Consider the following 24138-nt stretch of genomic DNA (forward strand, 5'->3'; position numbering starts at 1 on the left):
CCACGAGCGCCTCCTCAGAATGATTGGCCGATGCCGGCATAGATGCCGAAGGACGATCCGCCGTCATATTTCTTGCTGGGCAGGGCGACATCGATGCGGATTGGGCCGAGGCCGGTGGCGTAGCGGACGCCGACGCCATAGCCGGCGCGGAAATCGCTGAAATCGGGATAGAGCGCCTTGTTGACCGAGGCGATGTCGATGAAGGGAACGACCGAGATCTTTTCCGTCACCTTCACCCGCGCTTCCAGCGAGGTGATGGCGTAGGATCGGCCGCCGGTGGCGTCGCCGTCGCCATTGCGCGGGCTGATCTCTTGATAGGCGTAGCCGCGCACCGAGCCGCCGCCGCCCGCATAAAAGCGCCGGATCGCCGGCACATCCTTCAGCTGGTCGACGCCGACAAGCGTGCCGAGCGACAATTTGCCGGCCAGCACCACGCCGTTTTCCTCGCCCATGCCCCAATAGCCGGATACCGAGCCTTCGAACGAGGAAAAGGGAGTCCCTTCAAGCGCTTCGTAGCTCGGAATGGCGGAGAGGTTGAGCTTGTAGCCTTCCGTGGCGTCCAGTGGATTGTCGGTGGCGTCTCGCGTCCAGGTCATCGGCACAGACGCGATCAGATAGTCGTTCTTTCCGAACACGTCCTTGGTGCGGTTGGCGGTCAGGTCCAAGCCCGCGGTCGCCACATCCTTGTCGGTCACGTCGAAGCTGGTGTTGGCGAAGAGCGAGATGGTGGAGGCGCGATAGGCGTCGGGATTTTCGTTCTTGGCGATCAGCCCTGCATTGAAGGTGGTGATCTGGTTGAAGGCGGCGGGTTTCGAAAACAGGATCGAGAAATCGTAGCCCAGCTCCTTCCAGTCGAGCGTGCTGCCGAGCCGCGACACCGCGCCGCTTATCTTCAGCGATTCCGCCCCGCCGAAAAGATTGCGGTGGCCCCAATAGGCCGAGAGGCCGATGCCGTCGATGGTCGAGAATTCCGCGCCGGCGCCGAAATAGCGCTGCTTGCCGTCGGCGACCGTGATCGCCATAGGAATGCGGCCGCTCTGGTCGAGGCGGTGCGATTTGGTGATGGCGATCGAGGAGAAGACGCCGAGCTTGCGCAGCCGTTCGGTGGCCTGCTTCACCTTTTCCGGATCGTAGCGCTCGCCCTTGTTGAGGCGCGACCATTGCCGGATGAATTCCGGGTCCACCGTGCGGGAGCCTTTCACCGAAACAGTGCCGTAATCGGCCACGGGGCCGCCTTCGGCATTGATGGTCACCGTCGTCTCATTGATCTTGTGGTCGGCGGCGAGTTCGCGGCCGGTCAGCTTGGCGAGCGGTCGTCCCTCTTTTTCGAGGTTTTCCACCACGCGGCCGGCGGCGGTGATCACCTGGCCGGCGCCCACGGCGTCGCCGGTCTTCAAGCCGAGGTCGCGAGGATCGAATTTCGCGGCGTCCTGGCCGAGTTTCGTCTCGGCAAGCTTGAAGACAGGTCCCGGCTGTACCGTGACGGTCACTGGCACGGGCTTGTCGCGCGGGAAATCCGGCACGGGCGGCAGGCTGTCGACCGGCTGGCCATTGACGGTGATGTCGATCACGGCCCCATAGCGCGCCTGTTCGTAGAGGGCGGCGAGCAGGCGGTCGCGGTCGTCGCGGGCCTTGATGACGACGCCGAGATCGCCGGAGACGGGCTTTTCCTTCTCCTGAAACAGCAGCGACGCGCTTTCGAGATCCTTGCGCAGATCGGCGTCGCCCGGATCGAACGTCAGCGCATAGCGCACCGGGTCGGATACGGCCGCCGCATCGTCTTCGTCTTCGAAGAACTTCATCCCGAAGATCTCGAAGGCCATGGCCGGTTTCTCATAAACCGTCAGGGCCAGAAGTGCGATCAAGGACGAGGCCCGTATATGCGCCTTAAAACTCAACATGGCCTCTATATACCTGCTTCCCGCGAAAACGGTATCAGAAAGAAAACTCTGATAGAAGCCTCGCCACCCCTGCGGCTTTTGCGCCGCACAGTGATAACCCGCATTTTTCCCCCGCCCGTTGCAAGCCTGCGTCAGTCCCATCCGGACTCGGCGCTTGCCTCCCAAACGCATTTGCTCTACCGGAAAGTTCCACGCGTCATGCATGCAAGAAGGCTTCAAGAATGAGCATAGTCGATGTCCGCACCCCCGATCCGAAACGCTTCATCGCCGGCGCCACCGGCGATTGGGAAGTGGTGATCGGGATGGAAGTCCATGCCCAGGTCACCAGCCAGTCCAAGCTCTTCTCGGGAGCTTCGACCGAGTTCGGTCGGCCGCAGAACGCCAATGTGTCGCTCGTCGACGCCGCCATGCCGGGCATGCTCCCCGTCATCAACGAGGAATGCGTCAAGCAGGCCGTGCGCACGGGTCTCGGCCTGAAGGCTGAGATCAATCATCGCTCGGTGTTCGACCGCAAGAACTATTTCTATCCCGACCTGCCGCAGGGCTATCAGATCTCGCAGTTCAAGGATCCGATCGTCGGTGAGGGCAAGATCGTCATCTCGCTCGGTCCGGATCGTCAGGGCCAGTTCGAGGATATCGAAATCGGCATCGAGCGCCTGCATCTCGAGCAGGACGCCGGCAAGTCGCTGCATGACCAGCATCCGACCATGTCCTATGTCGACCTCAACCGCTCCGGCGTGGCGCTGATGGAAATCGTCTCCAAGCCCGACCTGCGCTCGTCGGACGAAGCCAAGGCCTATCTCACCAAGCTGCGCACCATCCTGCGCTATCTCGGCACCTGCGACGGCAATATGGACGAGGGCTCCATGCGCGCTGACGTCAACGTCTCCGTGCGCAAGCCCGGCGGCGCATTCGGCACGCGTTGCGAGATCAAGAACGTCAACTCGATCCGCTTCGTCGGCCAGGCCATCGAATATGAAGCGCGCCGCCAGATCGCCATTCTGGAAGAGGGCGGCACGATCGATCAGGAAACCCGCCTGTTCGACGCCGGCAAGGGCGAGACGCGGTCCATGCGCTCCAAGGAAGACGCGCATGACTATCGCTATTTCCCCGATCCGGATCTTCTGCCGCTCGAATTTGACAACGCTTTCGTCGCCTCGCTGCTGGCCGACCTGCCGGAACTGCCCGACGACAAGAAGGAGCGTTTCGTTCGGGATCTCGGCCTGACCGTCTATGACGCCTCGGTGCTGGTGTCGGAAAAGGCGATCGCCGATTTTTACGAAAAGCTCGCCGAGGGCCGCGACGCCAAGATCGCCGCCAACTGGGTGATCAACGATCTGCTCGGCGCGCTCAACAAGGCGGGCAAGGGCATCGAAGACAGCCCGGTCAGCCCGACGCAGCTCGGCTCCATCCTCGATCTCATCAAGGACGGCGTCATCTCCGGCAAGCTCGCCAAGGATCTGTTCGAAATCGTCTTCACCGAAGGCGGCGATCCGGCCGAGATCGTCGAGGCCCGCGGCATGAAGCAGGTCACCGACACCGGCGCAATCGAAAAGGCTGTCGACGAGATCATCGCCGCCAATCCCGATCAGGTCGAGAAGGTCAAGGCCAAGCCGACGCTGGCCGGCTGGTTCGTCGGTCAGGTGATGAAGGCGACCGGCGGCAAGGCCAATCCGCAGGCCGTGCAGGCGCTGGTCAAGGCCAAGCTCGGTCTCGAAGACTGATTGCGGATGTTCTTCGTCCGCACAGCCTCGGAAGGCGATCTCAAAGCCGTCTCCGCCCTTCTCGGGCGGAGCTGGCATGCGACCTATGATGCGCTTTATGGCGCGGACAAGGTGAGTGAGATCACCGCATCCTGGCATTCCGTGGCGGCGCTCACGGCGCGGCTTAAGCGGCCTGATTCGGAATTCGTGGTGGCCGACGACGGCAAGACGATCGGCGGCGTGGCCTATGCGGCCATGGCCGAAGGCGAGAGCGACGTCGCCATTCTTCACATGATTTATGTCGAGCCCGGACTGACAGGACAGGGCATCGGCCGCGACCTGTTTGCAGAAGTCGAGACCTGTTTTCCCTCGGCCAGGCGCATGCGGCTCGAAGTCGAGCCGAAGAACGAGCGCGCCGTGGCGTTCTACACCGGACTCGGCTTTGCCGAGGTCGGCTGGACCAAGAATTGCGGGGCGCAGAACTCCGGCATCCCCGCGCTCATTCTCGAAAAGACGCTCAGCTTCTGATCATTCCAGATTGGTGTGGCGGGCGCGCATGGTGTCCGCCGTCTCGCCCATCCGGTCACGCAGCCGGATCACCAGAATTTCAAACAGCATGAATTGTGCGCCTTCAAACAGGCTGCCCATCGGCAGGAAAGATGTCGGCGCGTGCTCGTCGCGGGCCATGGTCTGGGCCGGAATGGTCAGCACAGTGTCGCTGAGCCTGGTGATCGCGCCGTCCGGCTCGGCGGTAATGACGGCGATCTCCGCGCCGGCGGCTTTCGCGGTCTTCGCCAATGCATCGACTGTGGACAAGTAGCCCGGTCCGCAGCTGACCAGCAGCAGATCGCCGTCGCCGAGCGGCGGCGTCGTCATATCGCCGACCATGTGGACATCGAGACCGAGATGGTAGAGCCGCATGCACAGCGCCCGCATCATCAGCCCCTCGCGGCCGCAGCCGTAGATCGCGATGCGGCGAGGAATGGCCAGAAGACTGACGAGCGCCTCCAGATCCGCCTCGTCGGTCTTGTAGAGGCAGGCGCTGATTTCCCCGAGGGCGCGCGCGGCGAGATCGCCGAGATCCGTCATTCTCAATTCTCCATCAGCGCCTTGCCGTCGGGATCGTAGATCTGCACGGTGGCGCATTCCATCAACTGCTTCTTGCGTTCGGGGTTGCAGGCGAGATCGCCCGCGGCTTCGGCTTCCGCGCGGCTCGACCAGCCGCAGTGATATTCGTGCCAATGCGGGCCTTCGGTGGATTGCATGAACACGTCGACCGTCCAGCCGCTCTGGCACCAGGTCATTTCCAGGCAGTCCTCGCGCGCGGCTGCGCCGGCGGCGACGCATTTGTCCTTGGCGCATTCGAAAGCTTCGGCCGCCGTCGGTCCGTTGCAGACGCCGCTCGCCTGTTCGACCGCCTGGACGATGGCGATGCCGTCGGCGCGCGCCGCGACCTGGACGCCGAGAGCCAGAATGACCGCCAGAACGGCCCGCAACATGATCCGCATGATGTCCCCCTGCGCTTTACGCGCCTGATCCCCAGACGCGCCGACCATGGCCGCGCTCATGCTGTTTGGCAAGGTGAGGCCGGACCATTTTGCATGATAGAGTGCTGGACTTTCTTGCTGCGCGGCGGCATAAGCAGAGCATTCTTCCGGGCGCGGGGAGTCTCGCGCCGCATATTCAGGGTTCCCGACTCATGAAGCTTCTCCTGCAGATTTTCACCTGGTGGAACGGTCAGACCATCGGCACGCGGTTTCACACCTGGCGCTTCGGCAAAAAGGTGGGTCAGGACGAGTTCGGCAACACCTATTACACCGGCGGCAAGGACAGCGAAGGGCGCACCCGTCGCTGGGTGGTCTATAACGGCTATGCCGACGCCAGCGCCATTCCGCCGGGCTGGCATGGCTGGATGCACTACCGCACCGACGTTCCGCCGACCGAGCAGAACTATGCGGCGCGCGACTGGGAAAAGGCGCATCGCGCCAACCCGACCGGCTCTGCGGCCGCCTATCGCCCTAAGGGCTCGCTCGCCACGGGCGGCGAACGCGATCGCGTGACCGGCGATTACGACGCCTGGACGCCGCGCGGCTGAGGCCTCCCTTCATCCGGCCATAATTGCCGTCTAACGCACACCGCATGGCCGGAGACTGCGATACGTGAACGGAATGACGACCACATCGACGCAATCCACAGGGCTGCGGACAGTTCTGTCCGCCGCCCTTGTTTTTGGCGGCTGCCTGCTCTCGTCGCCCGCCGAGGCGGCCAAGATCAAGAACGCCGTGGCGGAATTTGCGGGCCTCGACAAGATCACCGGCCGCACCACGACATTCGACGTCTATATGGACGAAACGGTGCAGTTCGGCGCGCTGCAGGTGACGCCGCGCGTCTGCTTCAGCCGCGATGAAACCGAAGCGCAGAAGCAATCCACTTTCGTCGAGGTCGACGAGATCACGCTCGACCGCAAGATCCGCCGGATCTTCAGCGGCTGGATGTTCGCCGCGTCTCCGGGCCTCAACGCGGTCGATCACCCGATCTACGACATCTGGCTGACCGGCTGCAAACAGACCTCCGATGTGCCGCGGCCCGACGGCTTCAAGATCGACACCACGCCTATTCCCGATCCGAAGACGGAAAAGCCGGCCGATGGCGCGTCTGGCGCTCCCGATCCGACCATGGAGCCCGCGCCGCCCGCCGATGGCGAGACGCTCAATCCCGATGCGCCGGTCGACATGCAAAATCTGCCCGATCTCACCAATCCCGAGCAGAATTTCGACGATCTGAACCCCAACTGACGCTTGAGCGCCGTGACGCTTCGGCAAGCGGGTTCGGCGTGACGGCAATCTTTACGGCCGGATCATCGCCGTCCTTCACATGCTGTCGTCGCTCGGCGGGGCCGGGGATTTCTTCTTGCGGAAGAACCCCGACAGCCAGCGCCAGGCCGCGGCCAGCGCCATCAGGATGAAGACGAAACCCTTCTTGAGGAAAATCGCCGCCATGGCCAGAATGCCGGCTTTGGCCGCGACCTTGGCTCCGGCCGCCGTGGCGATCAGCCCCGCCAGCCCATAGGCCGCGACGCGATCGCCGTCCCGATGGGAGGCGTAATCCCTGTCGGCGTCATATTTCACCTGGTTGATGACCGCCGGAATCGCGGATTGCACCGAAGCCAGTTGCGGCATGCCCGCGACGAAATTGACGTTGAGAACGCCTTCACGGCCAAGCACGCGCAATTGATAATTCAGCGTATGAGGCGAAGCCGGATCTGCGCCGAACTGAAGTTCACGCGCCCAATGCAGCGCATGGGTCGCCGGATCGTAATGCGGCGCCGACGCCCATCCGACCAGCGTGATCGGTTCGTAGCCTGCCTTGACCCGTTCGGGATTGGCTTCGCTGGTCTGCTGTTGCAGATCGGTCAGCAGGGCCGTGTAGTCCGTCGTCTGCGCATCGACATCGGAGACATAGCCTTCATCCGAATAGGAGATCACGCCGCCCCAGGACTCCGACTCCGGCGGCTTTTCCTTTGGGAAAATCATCGCCATCACGCCCTCTGCGCTGGCCGGCGGATTTCCCCAGAGATCGATCAGCACCTTTGCCGAGTCGCGCGCATCGAGATAGTAGAACCCGTCCGGCGCCGTCAGGCTCGCAGGCGCGCCCACCAGGGGAAGGGCGCCTTGCTTGTAGTCGAGCGATTCGAGCAGCGTTGCGACATCGCCTTGCAGCTCCGGCTTATGGCCGAACGTCTGTTCATAGCTTGCCGCAATGGCAAGGTTGGGGAGACTGAACGCAACAATCAGAGCAGCAATGCGCCTCATCATATGTCCTCGAGCGGTAAGGAACGACCATTTCTCCATCATCGATGGAGGCGGGCGCAACCGCAAGTGGGGCACTCTGTTATCCCGAATTTTGATTTCGAGCGCCGGCGCAGGCTTGCTCACCACGAAGGACGATGTCCCACGCCCCGTCTCGAGTCGCTGCGGCGCTCAGAAATCCAGATCCGCCGACTGCATGGCCCTATCCAGCAGTTTCTCATAATCGCGCTTGGGCACGTCGACCGCGCCGAAACTCTTGAGGTGGTCGGTGGTGAATTGCGTATCGAGCAATGTGAAGCCCTTTTCACGCAGGCGTTCGACGAGATGCACGAGACAGATTTTCGAGGCGTCGGTGCGGCGGGAGAACATGCTCTCGCCGAAAAAGGCCGAGCCGAGCGAGACGCCGTAGAGTCCGCCGACCAACTCCTCGCCTTCCCAGGCTTCCACCGAATGGGCGTAACCGAGCCTGTGCAGCTCCTTGTAGAGCATCAGGATGAGCGGATTGATCCAGGTCGAGGGACGATCCGGCGCCGGTTCGCCGCATTTGGCGATCACCTGGTCGAAGGCGGTGTTGAAGCGGATGTCGAAGGGACGCCTGCGCATGGTTTTGGCGAGGCTTTTGGAAACGTGAAAACCGTCGAGCGGGATGACGCCGCGCATTTCCGGCTGGACCCAGAAGATTTCCGGGTCGTCGGCGGATTCCGCCATGGGAAAAAGCCCCGCGGCATAGGCGCGGAGCAGGATTTCGGGCGTGATGGCGGCGGTATGCGAAGAACGCGCCATCACGCAGTCCCGTCAGTCATTGGCCAGGTAATGTTCGAGCCAATGGATGTCGTAATCCCCATTGGCGATATCCGGATTGGACACGAGATCCTGGAACAGCGGCAGCGTGGTCTTGATGCCGTCGATGACGAATTCGTCGAGCACGCGGCGAAGGCGCATCATGCATTCCACACGGGTGCGGCCATGCACGATCAGCTTGCCGATCAGGCTGTCGTAATAGGGCGGGATCTTGTAGCCGGCATAGGCGCCGGAATCGACGCGAACGCCGAGACCGCCGGGAGCGTGGAAATGCGTGATCGTGCCGGGCGAGGGGACGAAGGTCCGGGGATCTTCGGCATTGATGCGGCATTCGATCGCGTGGCCCGAAAAGACGATCCCGTCCTGGGTGACGGACAGGCCGTTGCCGGAGGCGACGCGGATCTGCTCATGCACGAGGTCGATGCCGGTGATGGCTTCGGTGACCGGATGCTCCACCTGCAGGCGGGTGTTCATTTCGATGAAATAGAACTCGCCGTTCTCGTAGAGGAATTCGATCGTGCCGGCGCCGCGATATTTCAGCTTCTTCATCGCGTCGGCGCAGATCTGGCCGATCTTCATCCGCTGCTCGACATTGAGCGCCGGCGAATTGGCTTCTTCCCAGATCTTCTGGTGGCGGCGCTGCAGCGAGCAATCGCGTTCGCCGAGATGGATGGCGTTGCCGGCGCCGTCGCCGAACACCTGGATCTCGATATGCCGGGGCTTTTCGAGATACTTCTCCATATAGACCGAGTCGTTGCCGAATGCGTTGGCGGCTTCCGAACGGGCGGTGTTGAAGGCTTCGAGCAGGTCGGCTTCGGTCTTGGCGACCTTCATGCCGCGACCGCCGCCGCCGGCGGTGGCCTTGATCAGCACGGGATAACCGATCTGGCGCGCGGTCTTCAGCGCATCCTCGTCGTTCAGAACTTCCCCGGCCGAACCAGGCACCACGGGAATGCCGAGATCCTGCGCCGTCTGCTTGGCGGTGATCTTGTCGCCCATGATGCGGATGTGATCCGCCGTCGGTCCGATGAAGGTGATGCCATGGGCGTCGAGGATATCGGCGAACTTGGCGTTTTCGGACAGGAAGCCGTAGCCCGGATGCACGGCGTCGGCGCCGGTGATTTCGCAGGCGGCGACGATCTGATGGATGTTCAGATAGCTGTCGCGCGAGGGCGGCGGGCCGATGCAGACGCTTTCGTCGGCGAGGCGCACATGCATCGCGTCCGAATCGGCGGTCGAATGCACCGCCACCGTCGCAATGCCGAGCTCCTTACAGGCGCGCAGCACGCGAAGGGCGATTTCGCCGCGATTGGCAATGAGGATCTTGGAGATCATGGGATCCGCCTTATTCGATCACCAGGAGGGGCTCGCCGAACTCGACGGGCGCGGAATCGCCGACCATGATCGCGGCGATCTTGCCGGAGCGGGGCGCCGGGATCTGGTTCATGGTCTTCATCGCTTCGATGATCAGCACGGTCTGGCCTTCCTTGACCTGCTGTCCCACGGTCACGAAGGGCGCGGAGCCGGGCGCCGGCGCATGGTAGCAGGTGCCGACCATCGGCGAGCTCAGCGTGAAGCCGGAAGGCGCTGCAGGCGCCGCTTCGACGGCAGCCGCGGCAGGGGCAGCTGCAGCCGGAGCCGCCATAGGGGCTTGGGGCATGGCGTAAGCCGGCATGGAGGCCTGGGCGAACACCTGCTGGGTGTTGCGGGAAACGCGGATGCGCGTATCCGCCTGCTCGACCTCGATCTCGGTCAGATCCGTATCCTTGAGGATGTTGGCCAGATCGCGGATCAGCGCCTGATCAATGCCCGTCTTCTTCTCAGCCATTTTTCAATGTCCTATTATCGTTATGTGACGATCGTCCTGGCGGCCTGCAAGGCCAGTATATATGAATGCGCCCCGAAGCCGCAGATCACGCCCTTCACCGCCGGCGCAGTCCATGTCTTGTGGCGGAATTCCTCCCGCGCATGGATGTTCGACAGATGCAGTTCGATCACCGGGATGGAGATGGCGCGGATCGCGTCATGCAGCGCGATCGACGTATGACCATAGGCGCCGGGATTGATCAGCGCGGCCACGGCCTTGTCATTGGCTTCATGCAGCCAGTCGATCAGCACGCCTTCGTGATTGGTTTGGCGGAAATCCACCGAAAAGCCCAGTTCCACGCCCGTCTCGCGGCAATCCTCCGCGATGGTGTCGAGCGTGGCGGCGCCATAAATTTCCGGCTCCCGCTTGCCAAGCATGTTCAGATTGGGGCCGTTCAAAATATAGACAGTCTGGGTCATCCATTCTTCCTGCATGCACGCATCCCCTCCTATAGACCGGGGAGGGTGACATGGAAAGGGCCGCATGGCGCCAGACTGTTTGTACACAGGCGGGACGGCCGGGAAAGCCATTTATTCGCTTTTCCCGGCTTTTGCAACAAATCAGCAGACGGTCTTGCCGCACTGGCCGACATTGGCGATTTTCTGGTTAAGCGCGTCCACGCCCACGGCGCCGAAAATCGCTTCGTTGCCGATCACGTAAGAGGGCGTGCCGGAGATGCCGAGGTCGGTCGCCAGCTTGTAGGCGTCTTGAACGCGGGCGTCGAAACCGGGCTTGCCCATCTCGGCGCGCAGGGCCTCTTCGGTCACGCCCAGCTTCTTGGCGACGTCGATGGCGCGGGCTTCGTCGGCATGCTCGCCGCCCAGGAGTTCGCGGTGGAATTCGCCATACTTCTCCGGCGCCAGAATGCGGAAGGCGTCGGAGACCTTGTGGGCGGCGACCGAGTCGGGGCCGAGAATTGGGAATTCCTTGAGCACGAAGCGCACATCAGGATTGGACTTCACGATGGCGTCCATATCCTTCATGGCGCGGCGGCAATAGCCGCAATTATAGTCGAAGAATTCGACGACGGTGACCTTGCCCTGGGGATTGCCGACCGAGATGTCATAGGGCGCGTTGAAGATCAGGTCCTTGTTGGCGTCGACGGCGACCTTGGCCTGCGCCTGGCGAGCCTCGTTCTGCTTCTTTTCCAGCGCCTGCTGTATTTCCACCAGCATGTCCGGATGGGCGAGGAGATATTCCCGCACGATGGCGCCGATCTCGTCTTTCTGCTGGGGCGTAAAGCTCTCGGCGGCAGTCGCGGGTTGGAACGCCGTCGCCAGCGAAAGAAGCGCGGCGGCCCAGGTCAATCTCTTCATCGTCAGTCATCCTCTCAAGCGCCCTCTACGGCGGCGTGGGCTGTTTATAGTCAGGGCATTCGGGCGTGGAAACAGAAAAAGGCGGTTGTGCGACCGGTCTCTCGGGATCGTGAAAATATTGGACCGCAAAAGCAAAGACCCGCCTCGCTGCCGAGACGGGTCTTGAAGGATCAGCCTTTGATCAGGCGGATGAGGGCATCAAAGAAACCCCCTTTTTTGCCACCAGCCCGCCTTCTTCGGCTTGCCGTCGTCCTCGGGCTTTTCCTGGCCAGACGACGAGACGACAACCGGCTGGGACGCCTGCAGCGCCGCTTCGCCGCGATTGGCGCGGGCCTTCTTCTCGTCGGACGACGCGTCCTGTTCGACCGCGGTTTCGGCGACGGGCGGCGCTTCGACTTCCGTCACCACCTCTTCAGCCGGCGCCGGGACCGGCTCGGCAGCGGCGGCGACTTCGGCGGCTGCGGGCTCGGGCGCTGCTTCGGCGATCGTTTCGACGGCTGCCGCTTCCACGGCTTCCGGAGCGGCTGCGGCTTCTGACCTGTTGGCGCGAGCCCGGCGCGGCCGCGGAGCAGGGGCCTCGGCCCCTTCCTGCACGGCTGTGGCGTCGTCGGTCGAGGCCTCTTCGGCATCCGACTCATCGCCCGCTTCGCCGTCGCCATTCTCGGCGGAACCGTTCACTTCGCCTTCACGCATCCGGCGGCCGCCGCGCTTGCCGCGACGGCGGCGCTTGCGATTGTCGCTGTCTGAAGCGGCGTCAGCGGCCGAAACCTCTGCGCCTTCGGCGTCATCGGCGCCGCTGGTCGCTTCATCGGCGTCGCCGTTGTCGTCCTCGTCGTCGCCATTGTCGTCGGAGCCGTTTGCGCCGGCGCCGTTTTCGACGCCGTCACGCTTGCCGCCGCGACGGCGACGACGACGCTTCTTCTTCTTGTTCGACTGATCGTCGGAACGGGCCTGCTGCGGCGCGGGCTGCGCCGGGCTTTCTTCGACCTCGGCTTCGTCCTCTTCGATCTCGACGATGTCTTCGTCTTCCTCTTCCTCGACCGGGAAGTGGATGAGCTGTTCGATCTTGACCGGATTTTCGACGGCTTCGCCGCGTTCGATCAGGAAGTGCTGCGCGCCGCCTTCATCGCCGGCCATGACCGTGATCGAGACGCCGAAGCGGTTTTCGTAGTCGACGATCGTGCCGCGCTTCTGGTTGAGCAGATAGAGAGCGGTGTCGGCCGGCGTCTTGACGATGATGTCATGCGTCGTGCTCTTGAGCAGGAATTCCTCGATGCCGCGCAGCACATGCAGCGCCACCGACGACTGCGAGCGCACGAGGCCGGCGCCGTTGCAATGCGGGCAGACCTGCATCGTGCTTTCGAGCACGGAGGCGCGGATGCGCTGGCGCGACATTTCGAGCAGGCCGAAATGCGAGATGCGGCCGACCTGGATGCGGGCGCGGTCGTTCTTCAGATGATCCTTGAGGCGCTTTTCGACCAGACGGTTGTTGCGCTTCTCTTCCATGTCGATGAAGTCGATCACCACGAGACCGGCAAGGTCGCGCAGGCGCAGCTGGCGGGCGACTTCTTCGGCGGCTTCCAGATTGGTCTGGAGCGCGGTGTCTTCGATCGAATGTTCGCGAGTCGACCGGCCGGAGTTGACGTCGATGGCGACGAGCGCTTCGGTCTGGTTGATGATGATGTAGCCGCCCGACTTCAGCGTCACCTGCGGCTGCAGCATACGGTCGAGCTGGGCTTCGATGCCGGCGCGCGAGAAGATCGGATGAATGTCGCGATAGGGCTGAACCACCTTGGCATGGCTCGGCATCAGCATCTTCATGAAGTCTTTCGCTTCGCGATAGCCTTCTTCGCCCGAGACGATGACCTCGGAAATATCCTTGTTGTAGAGGTCGCGGATCGAGCGCTTGATCAGCGAGCCTTCTTCATAGACGAGGCACGGCGCGGTCGACTGCAGCGTCTTGGTGCGGACGTTTTCCCAGAGTCGCATCAGATATTCGAAGTCGCGCTTGACCTCGGCCTTGGTGCGGTTGGCGCCGGCGGTGCGCAGGATGACGCCCATGCCCTGCGGCACTTCGAGCTCGCGGGCGATTTCCTTGAGGCGCTTGCGGTCCTGCGGGCTGGTGATCTTGCGGGAAATGCCGCCGCCGCGGGCGGTGTTCGGCATCAGCACGGAATAGCGGCCGGCGAGCGACAGATAGGTGGTCAGCGCCGCGCCCTTGTTGCCGCGCTCTTCCTTGGCGACCTGCACGAGCAGGATCTGGCGGCGCTTGATGACTTCCTGGATGCGGTACTGCTTGCGCGGCTTGCGCACGACGCGATCAGGAACTTCCTCCATCGCGTCTTCGGCGCCGACGGATTCGATGACTTCCTTTTCGTCGATGTCGTCATCGTCGTCGTCATCATCGTCATTGCCACGACGGCGGGCGTCTTCGGAGATCGAATCGACATCTGCGACCATCGCCATGGCCGGGGGCGTCGAGCCCTTGTCATCATCGGAAGGTTCCGAGGCTTCGGAGGAACCCTGTTCGCCTTCGGCGGCGGCTTCGACGGGCGCTTCCTCAGCCTTCACCTTCTTGGCGCGGGGCTTGCGGACGCGCTTGGGCTTTTCGACTGCGGCTTCAACCGGAGCTTCTTCAGCGACGGTTTCGGCTGCATCGACCGCATTTGCTTCGACAGGCTCGGCTGCCGCGACTTCCGCGTCCGGCTTCACCTGCGCTTCGAAGCTGCGGCCCTGCCAGGAGTCGATGTCGGGCTGCGGCGCTTCCTCGAGGCCGGCGGCCGGTTCGTGATCGGCGGAGGCGGGTTCTGCGCGGCCGACCGGCTCGAAATCGTCATCGCGACGATGTTCTTCGGCTTCGGCTCTCAGCAGAGCCTGACGGTCGGCGAGGGGGATTTGGTAATAATCGGGGTGGATTTCCGCAAAAGCGAGAAAGCCGTGTCGATTGCCGCCGTAATCCACGAAGGCGGCCTGAAGCGAGGGTTCGACCCGGGTGACCTTGGCGAGGTAAATATTGCCCCGCAACTGCTTCTTATGCTGCGACTCGAAGTCGAATTCTTCAATGCGGTTGCCGCGAACGACTACAACGCGCGTCTCCTCAGCGTGAGACGCGTCGATAAGCATCTTGTCTGCCATGTATCTGTAACTCCTCGGCAATCGAGGCTTTGGCGCAAAGGTCCGCCAGTACGGGGGGATACCGGGCGCGAGACGCGCCGATTGCCGGATAATGTGTCCCGCCGGGTGGGGAGTGACGCGATCGCGAGGGCGCGGCGGAGACGCGGCTGGGCCGCATGATCTGTCGTTGCCGTCGAGAATGAAATCGCTTGCGTCAATGTCTTACCGAGCGAGAATGTCTATGCCCAAGACCTTGCGGTCCAATGAATGTGCCCGAACTTCACGAGCGTGTGGCGGCCAACCGCCTAAAATTCCATGCGAATACGTCGCATGACCGGATAGAGCCTCGGTGAATGCGCATCGGCGGCGGATATTGCCCCTGGCCTGGCGCCATCCTCCTGGCAGCCTCCCGGGCAATGCGATCCCGCCTTCACTATTCACTCGGATACCTTCTATGGTTTATCCATGCGAATATCAAGGGGTGACGCAAATCCGTCACATTATTGACCCATCGAATTCACTCTTTGGCGGAAATCATTGAATTTTCTTGCGAGCCAATTTCTGGGTGTTGGCGCCCGGGGTCGCGAAAATCTATGTTTCAGCCGGCCGAATCAGGGTTTCGTCAAGAAATCAGGCCTATTTTGCGACAGGTGGCGCAGGGCGCCGAAGGCAGGACGGCACAAAGCATGCATAGACTTTTGATGGCATGGCTGGCGGCGATCGGCCTCTTGATCGGATGCGGGGCGGCTGGCGCCGCCGACGATCCCGCGCCGCAACCGCTGATCGCTTACGCCGCCCGGATCGCCGGCGACGATTCCCGCGCCCGCATCGTCATCGATTTCGACCGCAAGCCGGAGTTCAGGCTGCATTACACCGCCTCGCCGGCGCGGATGATCGTGGATCTCGACGAGACCGCGTTCGGCTTCGGAGACAGCGATCTCGCCCCGAAAGGCCTGTTCACCGATATCCGCTATGGCCGCATGGGGCTCGGCTCCTCGCGTCTCGTGCTGACGGCCAAGCGACCGTTCAAGGCGGTGCTGGCCGAAGCCCGGGAAAACGAGCCCGGCAAGGGCTATCGCCTCGTCCTGGACACCGAAATGACCAGCGCCGAGGAGTTTGCCGCCCTCGTCAAGAACCAGAGTTGGGACCGCGAGCGCGTCGCCGGCGGCAAGACCCCGCGCGTCGCCCCCGATCAATCGCAGGCGGCGCCGGAGACCTCGGACATCATCATCGCCATCGACGCCGGTCATGGCGGCATCGACACCGGCGCGCTCGGCGCGTCAGGCAAGACGTTCGAGAAGGACGTGACGCTGTCCTTCGCCAAGACGCTCGCCGACAAGCTTAACGCCAAGCCCGGCTTTCGCGCCTTTCTCACCCGCAGCGACGACACGTTCGTCTCGCTGCCGGAGCGGGTGACGATCGCGCGCCAGGGCAAGGCGCGGCTGTTCATCTCGCTGCATGCCGACACGCTTCGCCAGAAAGGCATTCGCGGCGCCACCGTCTACACCATCTCCGATCGCGCCTCCGACAAGCTGGCCGAAAGCCTCGCCGAGCGCGAGAACCTCTCCGACGACATTGCCGGCATCGAGGTCAGGGACGAGCCGGAAGAGGTGGCCGACATCCTGATCGATCTGACGCGGCGGGAGACGCAGGCCTTTTCGATCCAGCTCGCCGAACATGTGGTGAAGTCCTTCGAAGGCCAGATCGAGCTGATCAACAATCCGCTCCGGCATGCGGGATTCCGCGTGCTGCAGGCGCCGGACGTGCCGTCGATTCTGCTGGAGCTCGGCTTTCTCTCCAATGCTGACGACGAAAAGCTGCTCACCAGCAAGGCCTGGCGCGACAAGGTCGCGGGCCTCATCGCCGACGGCGCCGTCGCCTATTTCAAGGCGAACGGCGTTTTGCGTGGCGGATAAGGCGCAGTCCGTCGCAAAAATCTGTGTGTGGGCGGCCGCAGAGGCCCGGAATAGCGGCGGAGCCCTATTTTCCTCACATTCACGACTGTAAGAGCCGATGCTGGCGCCGATGGCGCGCATCGGGTAAAACAGGTCCCGGCGCGTCGCGCGGTCGGCGGTCGATCAATGCGCGGAAAGAATTCCATGATCAGACTTATCGGCTATTTCTTCGGCTTGGGAACGATGCTGTTCCTCGCGGCGGCGATGGTGGTGTCTCTCTATCTCGACGAAGTGACCCGGGATCTGCCCGACTACGAAGTGCTCGCCAATTACCAGCCGCCGGTGACCACCCGCGTGCATGCGGACAATGGCGCGCTGATCGCCGAATACGCGCATGAACGCCGGCTGTTCCTGCCGATCCAGGCCATTCCCGACCGCGTCAAGGCCGCGTTCCTCTCCGCCGAAGACAAGAATTTCTACCAGCATGCGGGGGTCGATTTTCAAGGCCTGTTGCGCGCCATCGCCGTCAATATTCAGAATGTCGGCTCCGGCCGCCGTCCGATGGGCGCCTCGACCATCACCCAGCAGGTCGCCAAGAATTTCCTCCTGAGCGCGGACCAGACGATCGACCGCAAGGTCAAGGAAGCGATTCTCGCCTTCCGCATCGAGCAGGCCTATTCCAAGGACAAGATTCTTGAACTCTATCTCAACGAAATCTTCTTCGGGATGAACTCCTATGGTCTGGCGAGCGCGGCGCTGACCTATTTCGACAAGCCGGTCACCGAACTGACGATCGCGCAGGCCGCCTATCTCGCGGCCCTTCCGAAAGGTCCGGCCAACTATCATCCGTTCCGCAAGCGCGACGCCGCCATCGAGCGCCGCAACTGGGTGATCGATCGTATGGTCGAGAACGGCTATGTCTCGCGCGAAGACGGCGAGGCGGCCAAGAAAGAGGATCTCGGCGTCAGCGCGCAGAAGACCAACAGCTATCTGTTCGCCTCCGACTATTTCGCCAGCGAAGTCCGTCGTCAGCTGATCGAGAAATACGGCAAGGACGCTCTCTATGAAGGCGGCCTGTCGGTGCGCACCTCGCTCGATCCCGCCATGCAGCTCTTCGCCCGCAGGGCGCTGCAGGACGGTCTGATTGCCTACGACCAGGTTCGCGGCTTCCACGGTCTTGTCGACAGGATCGAGATCGGCGCCGACTGGGGCGTGCCGCTGTCGAAGATCACCCCGCTGCGCGACGTGCCGGAATGGAAGCTGGCCGTGGTTCTCGCCGCCGACAAATCGGGCGTCGATATCGGCATCCGTCCCGAGGTCGACGCCGCCGGACGCATCGAGGAGGCGCGCAAGACCGGCCGCATCGCCGCCGAAGACATGCGCTGGGCCTATCGCTCCGCCAATGGCGACCGCGCCGCCGCCAAAAACCCCACCGGCGTGCTGAACACCGGCGACGTCGTCTATGTCGAACCGCTCGACAGCCAGGGCGGCGCCTATCGTCTGCGCCAGACGCCGAAGGTGCAGGGCGGCTTCGTGGCGATGGACCCCAATACCGGCCGCGTGCTCGCCATGGCCGGCGGTTTCTCCTTCGCCCAGTCCGAGTTCAACCGCGCCACCCAGGCGATGCGCCAGCCCGGCTCGTCCTTCAAGCCCTTCGTCTACGCGGCGGCGCTCGACAACGGCTATACGCCGGCTTCGGTCATTCTCGACGCGCCGATCGAGATCGTTTCGGGCGGCCAGGTCTGGCGGCCGCAGAACTATGGCGGCGGCTCGGCCGGTCCGTCGACGCTGCGCCTCGGCATCGAAAAGTCGCGCAACCTGATGACGGTGCGCCTCGCCAACGACATGGGCATGAATCTCGTCGCCGAATATGCCGAGCGCTTCGGCATCTATGACAAGATGAACCCGGTGCTATCGATGTCGCTCGGCTCAGGCGAGACGACCGTGCTGAGAATGGTGTCGGCCTATTCGGTGCTCGCCAATGGCGGCAAGCAGATCAAGCCGACGCTGATCGACCGCGTGCAGGACCGTTACGGCAAGACCATCTTCAAGCATGAGGAACGGGTCTGCATGACCTGCAACGCCCCGGAATGGGACGGCCAGAACGAGCCTGAAGTGGTGGACAATCGCGAGCAGGTGCTCGACCCGATGACCGCCTATCAGATCACCTCGATCATGCAGGGTGTCGTCCAGCGCGGCACCGCCGCCGGCAAGATCAAGCTCGAGAGCGACGTCGCCGGCAAGACCGGCACGACCAATGACGAGAAGGACGCCTGGTTCGTGGGCTACACGCCCAATCTCGTCGCCGGCGTCTATATGGGCTTCGACGATCCCAAGCCGATGGGCCGCGGCGGCACCGGCGGCTCTTTGTCCGCGCCCTTGTTCAACGAATTCATGCAGGCGGCGCTGAAGGGCCACAAGCCGGAAAAGTTCATCATGCCCGAAGGCATGAAGCTGATCCCGGTCAACCGCAAGACCGGCATGATGGCGGCGGAAGGCGATCCTGACCGCATCGTCGAGGCGTTCAAGCCCGGCACGGGCCCCGCCGACGTCTATTCCGTCATCGGCGCCGAAGGTTACGCTTCGCCCGAGCAGATCCTCAATTCGTCGCAGCAGGCCAAGGACGCTATCGTCAACGGTTCGGGCGGGCTTTTCTGAGCAGGGACGTCGTCAGGCGACGGGCGAGGCGGGTTTACAAGGCCCGCCGCGCGCTCTAAAGCACAGCCGCTCAATTCGTGGGAAGGAAGACATCCGCACATGCGCAATGAAACAATCAATGTCATCGACGAAATCAAGCAGGCCATAAGCCTGCTGAGGAGGCATCTTTGACTGGGATCAGGCTGTAAGACGTCTGGATTGGCTGAACAACAAGGCCGAAGATCCCAATCTCTGGAACGACCCCTCGGAAGCCCAGAAGCTGATGCGCGAGCGCCAGCAGCTGGACGACAGCATCAGCAGCGTTCGAAAATTCGAGGCGAACCTGCAGGAGAATATCGACCTCATCGAGCTCGGCGAGATGGAGGACGATCAGGAAATCGTGCTGGTGGCGGAAGCGTCTCTCAAGGAGATGCTCGCCGAAGCCAATCGGCGCCAGGTCGAGGCGATGCTCTCGGGCGAAGCCGACGGCAACGACACCTATCTCGAAGTCCATTCCGGCGCCGGCGGCACCGAAAGCCAGGACTGGGCCAACATGCTGTTGCGCATGTATACCCGCTGGGCGGAGCGCCAGGGCTTCAAGGTCGAAGTGCTGGAAATGCATGACGGCGAAGAAGCCGGCATCAAGTCCGCGACGATTCTCGTCAAGGGCCACAACGCCTATGGCTGGCTGAAGACCGAATCGGGCGTGCACCGGCTCGTGCGAATCTCTCCTTATGATTCGAACGCGCGCCGCCACACCTCGTTCTCGTCGGTCTGGGTCTATCCGGTGGTCGACGATTCGATCAACATCGAGATCAACGAGAGCGATTGCCGCATCGACACCTACCGCGCCTCCGGCTCGGGCGGACAGCACATCAACACTACCGATTCGGCTGTGCGCATCACCCATATTCCCTCGGGAATCGCGGTGGCCTGCCAGCAGGAGCGCTCGCAGCACAAGAACAAGGCCAAGGCCTGGGACATGCTGCGGTCGCGACTCTATGAAGTCGAACTCGAAAAGCGCGAAGCGGCGGCCAATGCCGAGGCGGCGTCCAAGACCGATATCGGCTGGGGCCACCAGATTCGCTCTTATGTGCTGCAGCCCTACCAGATGGTGAAGGACCTGCGCACCGGCGTCGAAAGCTCGGCGCCGTCGGACGTGCTCGACGGGGCGATCAGCCCGTTCATGGAAGCCGCGCTCGCCCATCGCATCAGCGGCAAGGGCAACGCCGTGGTCGACGACATCGGCTGATCGATCCGATCGGAGATCAGGAACAAGGCCCGGGCCGCAGACATGCGCCCGGGCTTTTCCTTTGGCGCAAAGCGCTGAAAGACCAGGGCATGCGAGAGGCCTCTGTGAATTGCTGATCCTGATCTGCAAAAAAACTCTTGTCTTTTCAGAGCGGATTGAATAACTAGCCGCTGTCCGCAACGAAGGGCGCTTGTAGAGCGAACGACGTTACGGGCGATAGGGGTATAGCTCAGTTGGTAGAGCGACGGTCTCCAAAACCGTAGGCCGGGGGTTCGAGCCCCTCTGCCCCTGCCAGTTTCCACCGTATTCATGAAAGCGTTAACGCAATTTAAGAATGCGGAAGCGACCGTATTTTCCCTCTTGTGAAAAAGGGAATCGGCGGTTATGTAGGGTTCAAACAGACACGCGGCGCGTGGGGCTGGAAAACCGGCTTTACGCGCCGAAATGGCGTGAGCAGTCAATGGCATCGAAAACCAATCCATTCACGTTTCTGCAGCAGGTCCGCTCCGAGACGTCGAAAGTTACTTGGCCCACGCGGCGCGAAACGTTGATCTCGACCATGATGGTGTTCATCATGGCCGGCGTCGCCGCTGTGTTCTTCTTTGCCGCCGACTGGCTGATGGGCTACGCCATCAGCCTCATCCTCGGCTGATCGGTTCGGAGATTACTGATGGCTGCGCGCTGGTACATTGTTCACGCATATTCGAATTTCGAGAAGAAGGTCGCTGAATCGATCGAGGACAAGGCTCGCCAGAAGGGCTTGAGCCATCTGTTCGAGAAGATCGTGGTTCCGACCGAGAAGGTGGTTGAAGTGCGCCGCGGCCGCAAGGTCGATTCCGAGCGCAAGTTCTTCCCGGGCTATGTGATGGTTCGCGCGAACCTCACCGACGAAGCCTACCACCTCATCAAGAATACGCCGAAGGTCACCGGCTTCCTGGGCTCCGAGTCCAAGCCGGTTCCGATCCCGGACTCCGAAGCCGACCGCATCCTCAGCCAGGTGCAGGACGGCGTCGAGCATCCCAAGCCCACCGTCTCGTTCGAGATCGGCGAGCAGGTACGGGTTGCGGACGGTCCCTTCGCTTCCTTCAATGGCATCGTTCAGGATGTCGACGAAGAACGCTCCCGCCTCAAGGTGGAAGTCTCTATTTTCGGGCGCGCCACTCCGGTCGAGCTCGAATACGGTCAGGTCGAAAAGGTCTGATCTTCGACGCCGGGCTCCCGGCGTCTCGCGTGGAAGGCGCGGATCTCTAGCCGGATCCATCCAAGCGCCGCACCACGCAACCGCAGCCGCCGCATCCCTCGGGACGCGGCAAACAGGCCGGGCAACCGGCTTCAGTCGGTTCATGATCGCATGTCGATCTGAACCTTGTGTGAAAAAGGCAGAGAAATGGCTAAGAAAGTTGCAGGCCAGCTCAAGCTGCAGGTCAAGGCCGGCTCGGCGAATCCGTCGCCGCCGATTGGTCCTGCGCTCGGTCAGCGCGGCATTAACATCATGGAATTCTGCAAGTCGTTCAACGCGGCTACGCAGGAAATGGAAAAGGGTATGCCGATCCCGGTCGTCATCACCTATTACCAGGACAAGTCCTTCACCTACGCGATGAAGCAGCCGCCGGTGTCTTACTTCCTCAAGAAGGAAGCCAAGATCACCTCGGGCTCCAAGACCCCGGGTAAGGCCAAGGCCGGTTCGATCACCTCCGAGCAGGTGCGCAAGATCGCCGAAGCCAAGATGAAGGATCTGAACGCCGCCGATATCGACGGCGCGATGCGCATGATCGAGGGCTCCGCCCGCGCCATGGGCCTGGTAGTGGAGGGCTGATGATGGCGAAGCTTGCAAAGCGTCTGCAGAAGATTTCCGAAGGCATCGACCCGAACAAGGCCTATGTCGTTTCCGAAGCCATCTCCATGGTCAAGGAACGCGCCGTCGCCAAGTTCGACGAAACCATCGAAATTTCGATGAATCTCGGCGTTGACCCGCGCCATGCCGACCAGATGGTCCGCGGCGTGGTCAACCTGCCGAACGGCACAGGCAAGAATGTCCGCGTCGCCGTCTTCGCTCGCGGAGCCAAGGCTGACGAAGCCAAGGCCGCCGGTGCCGACATCGTCGGCGCGGAAGACCTGCTCGAAACCGTCATGGGCGGCAAGATCGATTTCGATCGCTGCATCGCGACCCCCGACATGATGCCGCTCGTCGGCCGTCTCGGCAAGGTTCTCGGTCCGCGCGGCATGATGCCGAACCCGAAGGTCGGCACCGTGACCGTCGACGTCGCCGGCGCCGTCAAGGCGTCCAAGGGCGGCGCTGTCGAGTTCCGCGTCGAAAAGGCTGGCATCGTGCATGCCGGCGTTGGCAAGGCTTCCTTCGACGCCAAGGCGCTCGAAGAGAACATCAAGGCCTTCGCTGACGCCGTGGTCAAGGCCAAGCCGGCCGGCGCCAAGGGCAACTATGTCAAGAAGATTGCGATCTCCTCGACCCAGGGCGCTGGCGTCAAGGTCGATCCGTCGTCGCTGACCGCCTGATAGAATTCCGGCGCCCGCTCAAACGGGCGCCGAGCATGGTTTCCAGCCTTCGGGCTGGAAATTGCCGGTTCGCCGGCAAAGTTCCTGTCCGAGATTGCAGGTGGGCCTACCTTAATCAATTGGCCTGCATGAGACGGGTAAGATCCGGTTTCCGCGGATGAATGTCCGCAAAGAACGGTTCGAACCTTGGATGCCTTGTGCTGTATCCTCAAGGGGATGCGCGCGAGGGGACAGGATCCTCAAGCGTCGCTTGGGATCGCTCCCATGCGGCAAAAGGCAACCCGGTGACTCTGCATTCTCGCGGCGTCACCTACTGGAGTGAGACAGTGGATAGAGCGGAAAAACGCGAATTCGTCTCCGAACTGAACGGAGTCTTCAAGGCTTCGGGCTCAGTCGTCGTGGCGAGCTATTCCGGCGTCACGGTCGCGCAGATGAACGATCTTCGTTCGAAAATGCGCGCTGCCGGCGGCACCGTAAAGGTCGCGAAGAACCGCCTGGCCAAGATCGCTCTTCAAGGCACTGAGTCCGAACAGATCGGTGATCTGTTCAAGGGTCAAACGCTGATTTGCTTCAGCGAAGATCCGATCGTGGCTCCGAAGATCGCGTCCGAATTCGCCAAGACCAACGACAAGCTGGTCATCATTGGCGGTGCGATGGGCGCGACTGCGCTGAACGCTGAAGGCGTCAAGGCGCTTGCGACCCTGCCGTCGCTTGATGAACTGCGTGCGAAGCTTGTGGGTATGATTCAGACCCCGGCCACCCGCATCGCTGGCGTTCTTCAGGCCCCGGCCGGCCAGCTGGCCCGCGTTTTCAACGCATATGCCGAGAAGAGCGAAGCCGCATAAGGCGGTACTTCGCTGTCACTTGAACCAACCAAGATCGAACCTAAATAAGGAATACAAAAATGGCTGATCTCGCAAAGATCGTTGAAGACCTCTCGGCCCTGACCGTCCTGGAAGCCGCCGAACTCTCCAAGCTTCTCGAAGAAAAGTGGGGCGTTTCCGCCGCTGCTCCGGTGGCTGTCGCCGCCGCTGCCGCTGCTCCGGCCGCTGCTGTCGAAGAAAAGACCGAGTTCGACGTGATCCTCGCCGACGCCGGCGCGAACAAGATCAACGTCATCAAGGAAGTCCGCGCCATCACCGGCCTGGGCCTCAAGGAAGCCAAGGACCTGGTCGACGGCGCTCCGAAGCCCGTCAAGGAAGCCGTGTCCAAGGCTGAAGCCGAAGACCTGAAGAAGAAGCTCGAAGCGGCTGGCGCCAAGATCGAGCTGAAGTAATTCAGACGGTGGAGAGCGGCTTTTGCGAGCCGCTCTCTTTCCCGTTGCTGTGA

At 62.3% G+C, this 24138-nt stretch carries 23 protein-coding genes and 1 tRNA gene; 14 read left to right on the forward strand and 10 right to left on the reverse strand.

From position 1 onward, the window contains the following. Positions 1-14: 14 nt before the first annotated feature. Positions 15-1823 (reverse strand): autotransporter assembly complex family protein, encoded by a 1809-nt coding sequence (locus tag E8Q41_RS00525; protein WP_246660039.1) that lies wholly within the window; start codon positions 1821-1823, stop codon positions 15-17. Between the two features lie 299 nt (positions 1824-2122). Between E8Q41_RS00525 and gatB the strand changes: the two genes are divergently transcribed. Together gatB and E8Q41_RS00535 are read left to right on the forward strand one after the other, a co-directional pair. Next, on the forward strand, positions 2123-3625 hold the full coding sequence (gene gatB, locus E8Q41_RS00530) for an Asp-tRNA(Asn)/Glu-tRNA(Gln) amidotransferase subunit GatB (RefSeq protein ID WP_137153540.1): 1503 nt from the start codon (positions 2123-2125) through the stop codon (positions 3623-3625). A 6-nt stretch (positions 3626-3631) separates the two neighbouring features. Then, the gene (locus tag E8Q41_RS00535; protein WP_137153541.1) at positions 3632-4132 is read left to right on the forward strand and encodes a GNAT family N-acetyltransferase; all 501 of its coding nucleotides are present in this window, start codon (positions 3632-3634) and stop codon (positions 4130-4132) included. Here the strand turns inward: E8Q41_RS00535 and hxlB are convergent, their stop codons facing one another. Next, a complete protein-coding gene (gene hxlB, locus E8Q41_RS00540; RefSeq protein WP_137153542.1) occupies positions 4133-4693 on the reverse strand; it encodes a 6-phospho-3-hexuloisomerase in 561 nt (186 codons plus the stop codon). Positions 4694-4695: 2 nt separating this feature from the next. Then, on the reverse strand, positions 4696-5112 hold the full coding sequence (locus E8Q41_RS00545; RefSeq protein WP_137153543.1) for a hypothetical protein: 417 nt from the start codon (positions 5110-5112) through the stop codon (positions 4696-4698). 191 nt (positions 5113-5303) lie between these two features. Here E8Q41_RS00545 and E8Q41_RS00550 point away from each other — a divergent pair, with 191 nt between their 5' ends. Both E8Q41_RS00550 and E8Q41_RS00555 read left to right on the forward strand, forming a co-directional pair. Then, complete coding sequence (locus E8Q41_RS00550) at positions 5304-5699, forward strand: NADH:ubiquinone oxidoreductase subunit NDUFA12 (RefSeq protein WP_137153544.1); 396 nt, start codon at positions 5304-5306, stop codon at positions 5697-5699. Between the two features lie 73 nt (positions 5700-5772). After that, positions 5773-6399, forward strand: coding sequence for a DUF2155 domain-containing protein (locus E8Q41_RS00555; RefSeq protein ID WP_137153545.1), 627 nt, complete (start codon positions 5773-5775; stop codon positions 6397-6399). Between the two features lie 75 nt (positions 6400-6474). Here E8Q41_RS00555 and E8Q41_RS00560 read toward each other — a convergent pair whose 3' ends face one another. The 7 genes from E8Q41_RS00560 to E8Q41_RS00590 all read right to left on the reverse strand — a co-directional run bounded on the left by E8Q41_RS00560 (position 6475) and on the right by E8Q41_RS00590 (position 14532). Next, on the reverse strand, positions 6475-7416 hold the full coding sequence (locus E8Q41_RS00560) for a DUF2167 domain-containing protein (RefSeq protein WP_246660029.1): 942 nt from the start codon (positions 7414-7416) through the stop codon (positions 6475-6477). A 168-nt stretch (positions 7417-7584) separates the two neighbouring features. Next, the gene (gene aat / locus E8Q41_RS00565) at positions 7585-8196 is read right to left on the reverse strand and encodes a leucyl/phenylalanyl-tRNA--protein transferase (protein ID WP_137153546.1); all 612 of its coding nucleotides are present in this window, start codon (positions 8194-8196) and stop codon (positions 7585-7587) included. Between the two features lie 12 nt (positions 8197-8208). Continuing rightward, a complete protein-coding gene (gene accC / locus E8Q41_RS00570) occupies positions 8209-9549 on the reverse strand; it encodes an acetyl-CoA carboxylase biotin carboxylase subunit (RefSeq protein ID WP_137153547.1) in 1341 nt (446 codons plus the stop codon). 10 nt (positions 9550-9559) lie between these two features. Next, the gene (gene accB / locus E8Q41_RS00575) at positions 9560-10042 is read right to left on the reverse strand and encodes an acetyl-CoA carboxylase biotin carboxyl carrier protein (protein ID WP_137153548.1); all 483 of its coding nucleotides are present in this window, start codon (positions 10040-10042) and stop codon (positions 9560-9562) included. Between the two features lie 20 nt (positions 10043-10062). After that, complete coding sequence (aroQ, locus tag E8Q41_RS00580) at positions 10063-10500, reverse strand: type II 3-dehydroquinate dehydratase (protein ID WP_137153549.1); 438 nt, start codon at positions 10498-10500, stop codon at positions 10063-10065. Positions 10501-10641: 141 nt separating this feature from the next. Next, positions 10642-11397, reverse strand: a complete 756-nt coding sequence (locus E8Q41_RS00585) for a DsbA family protein (protein ID WP_137153550.1) — start codon at positions 11395-11397, stop codon at positions 10642-10644. A 198-nt stretch (positions 11398-11595) separates the two neighbouring features. Continuing rightward, positions 11596-14532 carry an Rne/Rng family ribonuclease gene (locus E8Q41_RS00590; protein WP_137153551.1) on the reverse strand — a complete coding sequence of 979 codons (2937 nt, stop codon included), beginning with the start codon at positions 14530-14532 and terminating at the stop codon, positions 11596-11598. 665 nt (positions 14533-15197) lie between these two features. Between E8Q41_RS00590 and E8Q41_RS00595 the strand changes: the two genes are divergently transcribed. From E8Q41_RS00595 to rplL, 10 genes are all read left to right on the forward strand, one after another. Beyond that, on the forward strand, positions 15198-16427 hold the full coding sequence (locus E8Q41_RS00595; RefSeq protein WP_137153552.1) for an N-acetylmuramoyl-L-alanine amidase: 1230 nt from the start codon (positions 15198-15200) through the stop codon (positions 16425-16427). A 183-nt stretch (positions 16428-16610) separates the two neighbouring features. Continuing rightward, complete coding sequence (locus tag E8Q41_RS00600; RefSeq protein ID WP_137153553.1) at positions 16611-19064, forward strand: penicillin-binding protein 1A; 2454 nt, start codon at positions 16611-16613, stop codon at positions 19062-19064. 99 nt (positions 19065-19163) lie between these two features. After that, positions 19164-20295, forward strand: a protein-coding gene (gene prfB / locus E8Q41_RS00605; RefSeq protein ID WP_137153554.1) for a peptide chain release factor 2 whose coding sequence is annotated in 2 segments (ribosomal slippage) — positions 19164-19232 and positions 19234-20295 — 1131 coding nt in all. Because the reading frame shifts where the segments join, the coding sequence is not laid out codon by codon here. A gap of 218 nt (positions 20296-20513) precedes the next feature. Further along, positions 20514-20589: transfer RNA gene (locus E8Q41_RS00610), tRNA-Trp, on the forward strand. Between the two features lie 166 nt (positions 20590-20755). Continuing rightward, positions 20756-20947 carry a preprotein translocase subunit SecE gene (gene secE, locus E8Q41_RS00615; RefSeq protein ID WP_137153555.1) on the forward strand — a complete coding sequence of 64 codons (192 nt, stop codon included), beginning with the start codon at positions 20756-20758 and terminating at the stop codon, positions 20945-20947. An 18-nt stretch (positions 20948-20965) separates the two neighbouring features. Next, positions 20966-21496, forward strand: a complete 531-nt coding sequence (nusG, locus tag E8Q41_RS00620) for a transcription termination/antitermination protein NusG (RefSeq protein WP_137153556.1) — start codon at positions 20966-20968, stop codon at positions 21494-21496. Between the two features lie 186 nt (positions 21497-21682). Continuing rightward, positions 21683-22111 carry a 50S ribosomal protein L11 gene (gene rplK, locus E8Q41_RS00625; RefSeq protein WP_137153557.1) on the forward strand — a complete coding sequence of 143 codons (429 nt, stop codon included), beginning with the start codon at positions 21683-21685 and terminating at the stop codon, positions 22109-22111. Between the two features lie 2 nt (positions 22112-22113). Then, positions 22114-22809, forward strand: coding sequence for a 50S ribosomal protein L1 (gene rplA / locus E8Q41_RS00630; protein WP_137153558.1), 696 nt, complete (start codon positions 22114-22116; stop codon positions 22807-22809). 326 nt (positions 22810-23135) lie between these two features. Then, positions 23136-23654: a 50S ribosomal protein L10 gene (gene rplJ / locus E8Q41_RS00635; RefSeq protein ID WP_137153694.1), complete on the forward strand. Its 519-nt coding sequence runs from the start codon at positions 23136-23138 to the stop codon at positions 23652-23654. A 59-nt stretch (positions 23655-23713) separates the two neighbouring features. Further along, complete coding sequence (rplL, locus tag E8Q41_RS00640) at positions 23714-24085, forward strand: 50S ribosomal protein L7/L12 (RefSeq protein WP_137153559.1); 372 nt, start codon at positions 23714-23716, stop codon at positions 24083-24085. The last annotated feature ends 53 nt before the right edge of the window (positions 24086-24138 follow it).

The organism is Rhizobium sp. FKL33 (assembly GCF_005222915.1).
Lineage (GTDB): Bacteria > Pseudomonadota > Alphaproteobacteria > Rhizobiales > Rhizobiaceae > Rhizobium_E.

Coding starts and splice junctions, on each gene's coding strand:
- E8Q41_RS00525 (WP_246660039.1), bottom strand. CDS start 1,823: ATGGCCTTCGAGATCTTCGGGATGAAGTTCTTCGAAGACGAAGACGAT.
- gatB (WP_137153540.1), top strand. CDS start 2,123: ATGAGCATAGTCGATGTCCGCACCCCCGATCCGAAACGCTTCATCGCC.
- E8Q41_RS00535 (WP_137153541.1), top strand. CDS start 3,632: ATGTTCTTCGTCCGCACAGCCTCGGAAGGCGATCTCAAAGCCGTCTCC.
- hxlB (WP_137153542.1), bottom strand. CDS start 4,693: ATGACGGATCTCGGCGATCTCGCCGCGCGCGCCCTCGGGGAAATCAGC.
- E8Q41_RS00545 (WP_137153543.1), bottom strand. CDS start 5,112: ATGCGGATCATGTTGCGGGCCGTTCTGGCGGTCATTCTGGCTCTCGGC.
- E8Q41_RS00550 (WP_137153544.1), top strand. CDS start 5,304: ATGAAGCTTCTCCTGCAGATTTTCACCTGGTGGAACGGTCAGACCATC.
- E8Q41_RS00555 (WP_137153545.1), top strand. CDS start 5,773: ATGACGACCACATCGACGCAATCCACAGGGCTGCGGACAGTTCTGTCC.
- E8Q41_RS00560 (WP_246660029.1), bottom strand. CDS start 7,416: ATGAGGCGCATTGCTGCTCTGATTGTTGCGTTCAGTCTCCCCAACCTT.
- aat (WP_137153546.1), bottom strand. CDS start 8,196: ATGGCGCGTTCTTCGCATACCGCCGCCATCACGCCCGAAATCCTGCTC.
- accC (WP_137153547.1), bottom strand. CDS start 9,549: ATGATCTCCAAGATCCTCATTGCCAATCGCGGCGAAATCGCCCTTCGC.
- accB (WP_137153548.1), bottom strand. CDS start 10,042: ATGGCTGAGAAGAAGACGGGCATTGATCAGGCGCTGATCCGCGATCTG.
- aroQ (WP_137153549.1), bottom strand. CDS start 10,500: ATGACCCAGACTGTCTATATTTTGAACGGCCCCAATCTGAACATGCTT.
- E8Q41_RS00585 (WP_137153550.1), bottom strand. CDS start 11,397: ATGAAGAGATTGACCTGGGCCGCCGCGCTTCTTTCGCTGGCGACGGCG.
- E8Q41_RS00590 (WP_137153551.1), bottom strand. CDS start 14,532: ATGGCAGACAAGATGCTTATCGACGCGTCTCACGCTGAGGAGACGCGC.
- E8Q41_RS00595 (WP_137153552.1), top strand. CDS start 15,198: ATGCATAGACTTTTGATGGCATGGCTGGCGGCGATCGGCCTCTTGATC.
- E8Q41_RS00600 (WP_137153553.1), top strand. CDS start 16,611: ATGATCAGACTTATCGGCTATTTCTTCGGCTTGGGAACGATGCTGTTC.
- secE (WP_137153555.1), top strand. CDS start 20,756: ATGGCATCGAAAACCAATCCATTCACGTTTCTGCAGCAGGTCCGCTCC.
- nusG (WP_137153556.1), top strand. CDS start 20,966: ATGGCTGCGCGCTGGTACATTGTTCACGCATATTCGAATTTCGAGAAG.
- rplK (WP_137153557.1), top strand. CDS start 21,683: ATGGCTAAGAAAGTTGCAGGCCAGCTCAAGCTGCAGGTCAAGGCCGGC.
- rplA (WP_137153558.1), top strand. CDS start 22,114: ATGGCGAAGCTTGCAAAGCGTCTGCAGAAGATTTCCGAAGGCATCGAC.
- rplL (WP_137153559.1), top strand. CDS start 23,714: ATGGCTGATCTCGCAAAGATCGTTGAAGACCTCTCGGCCCTGACCGTC.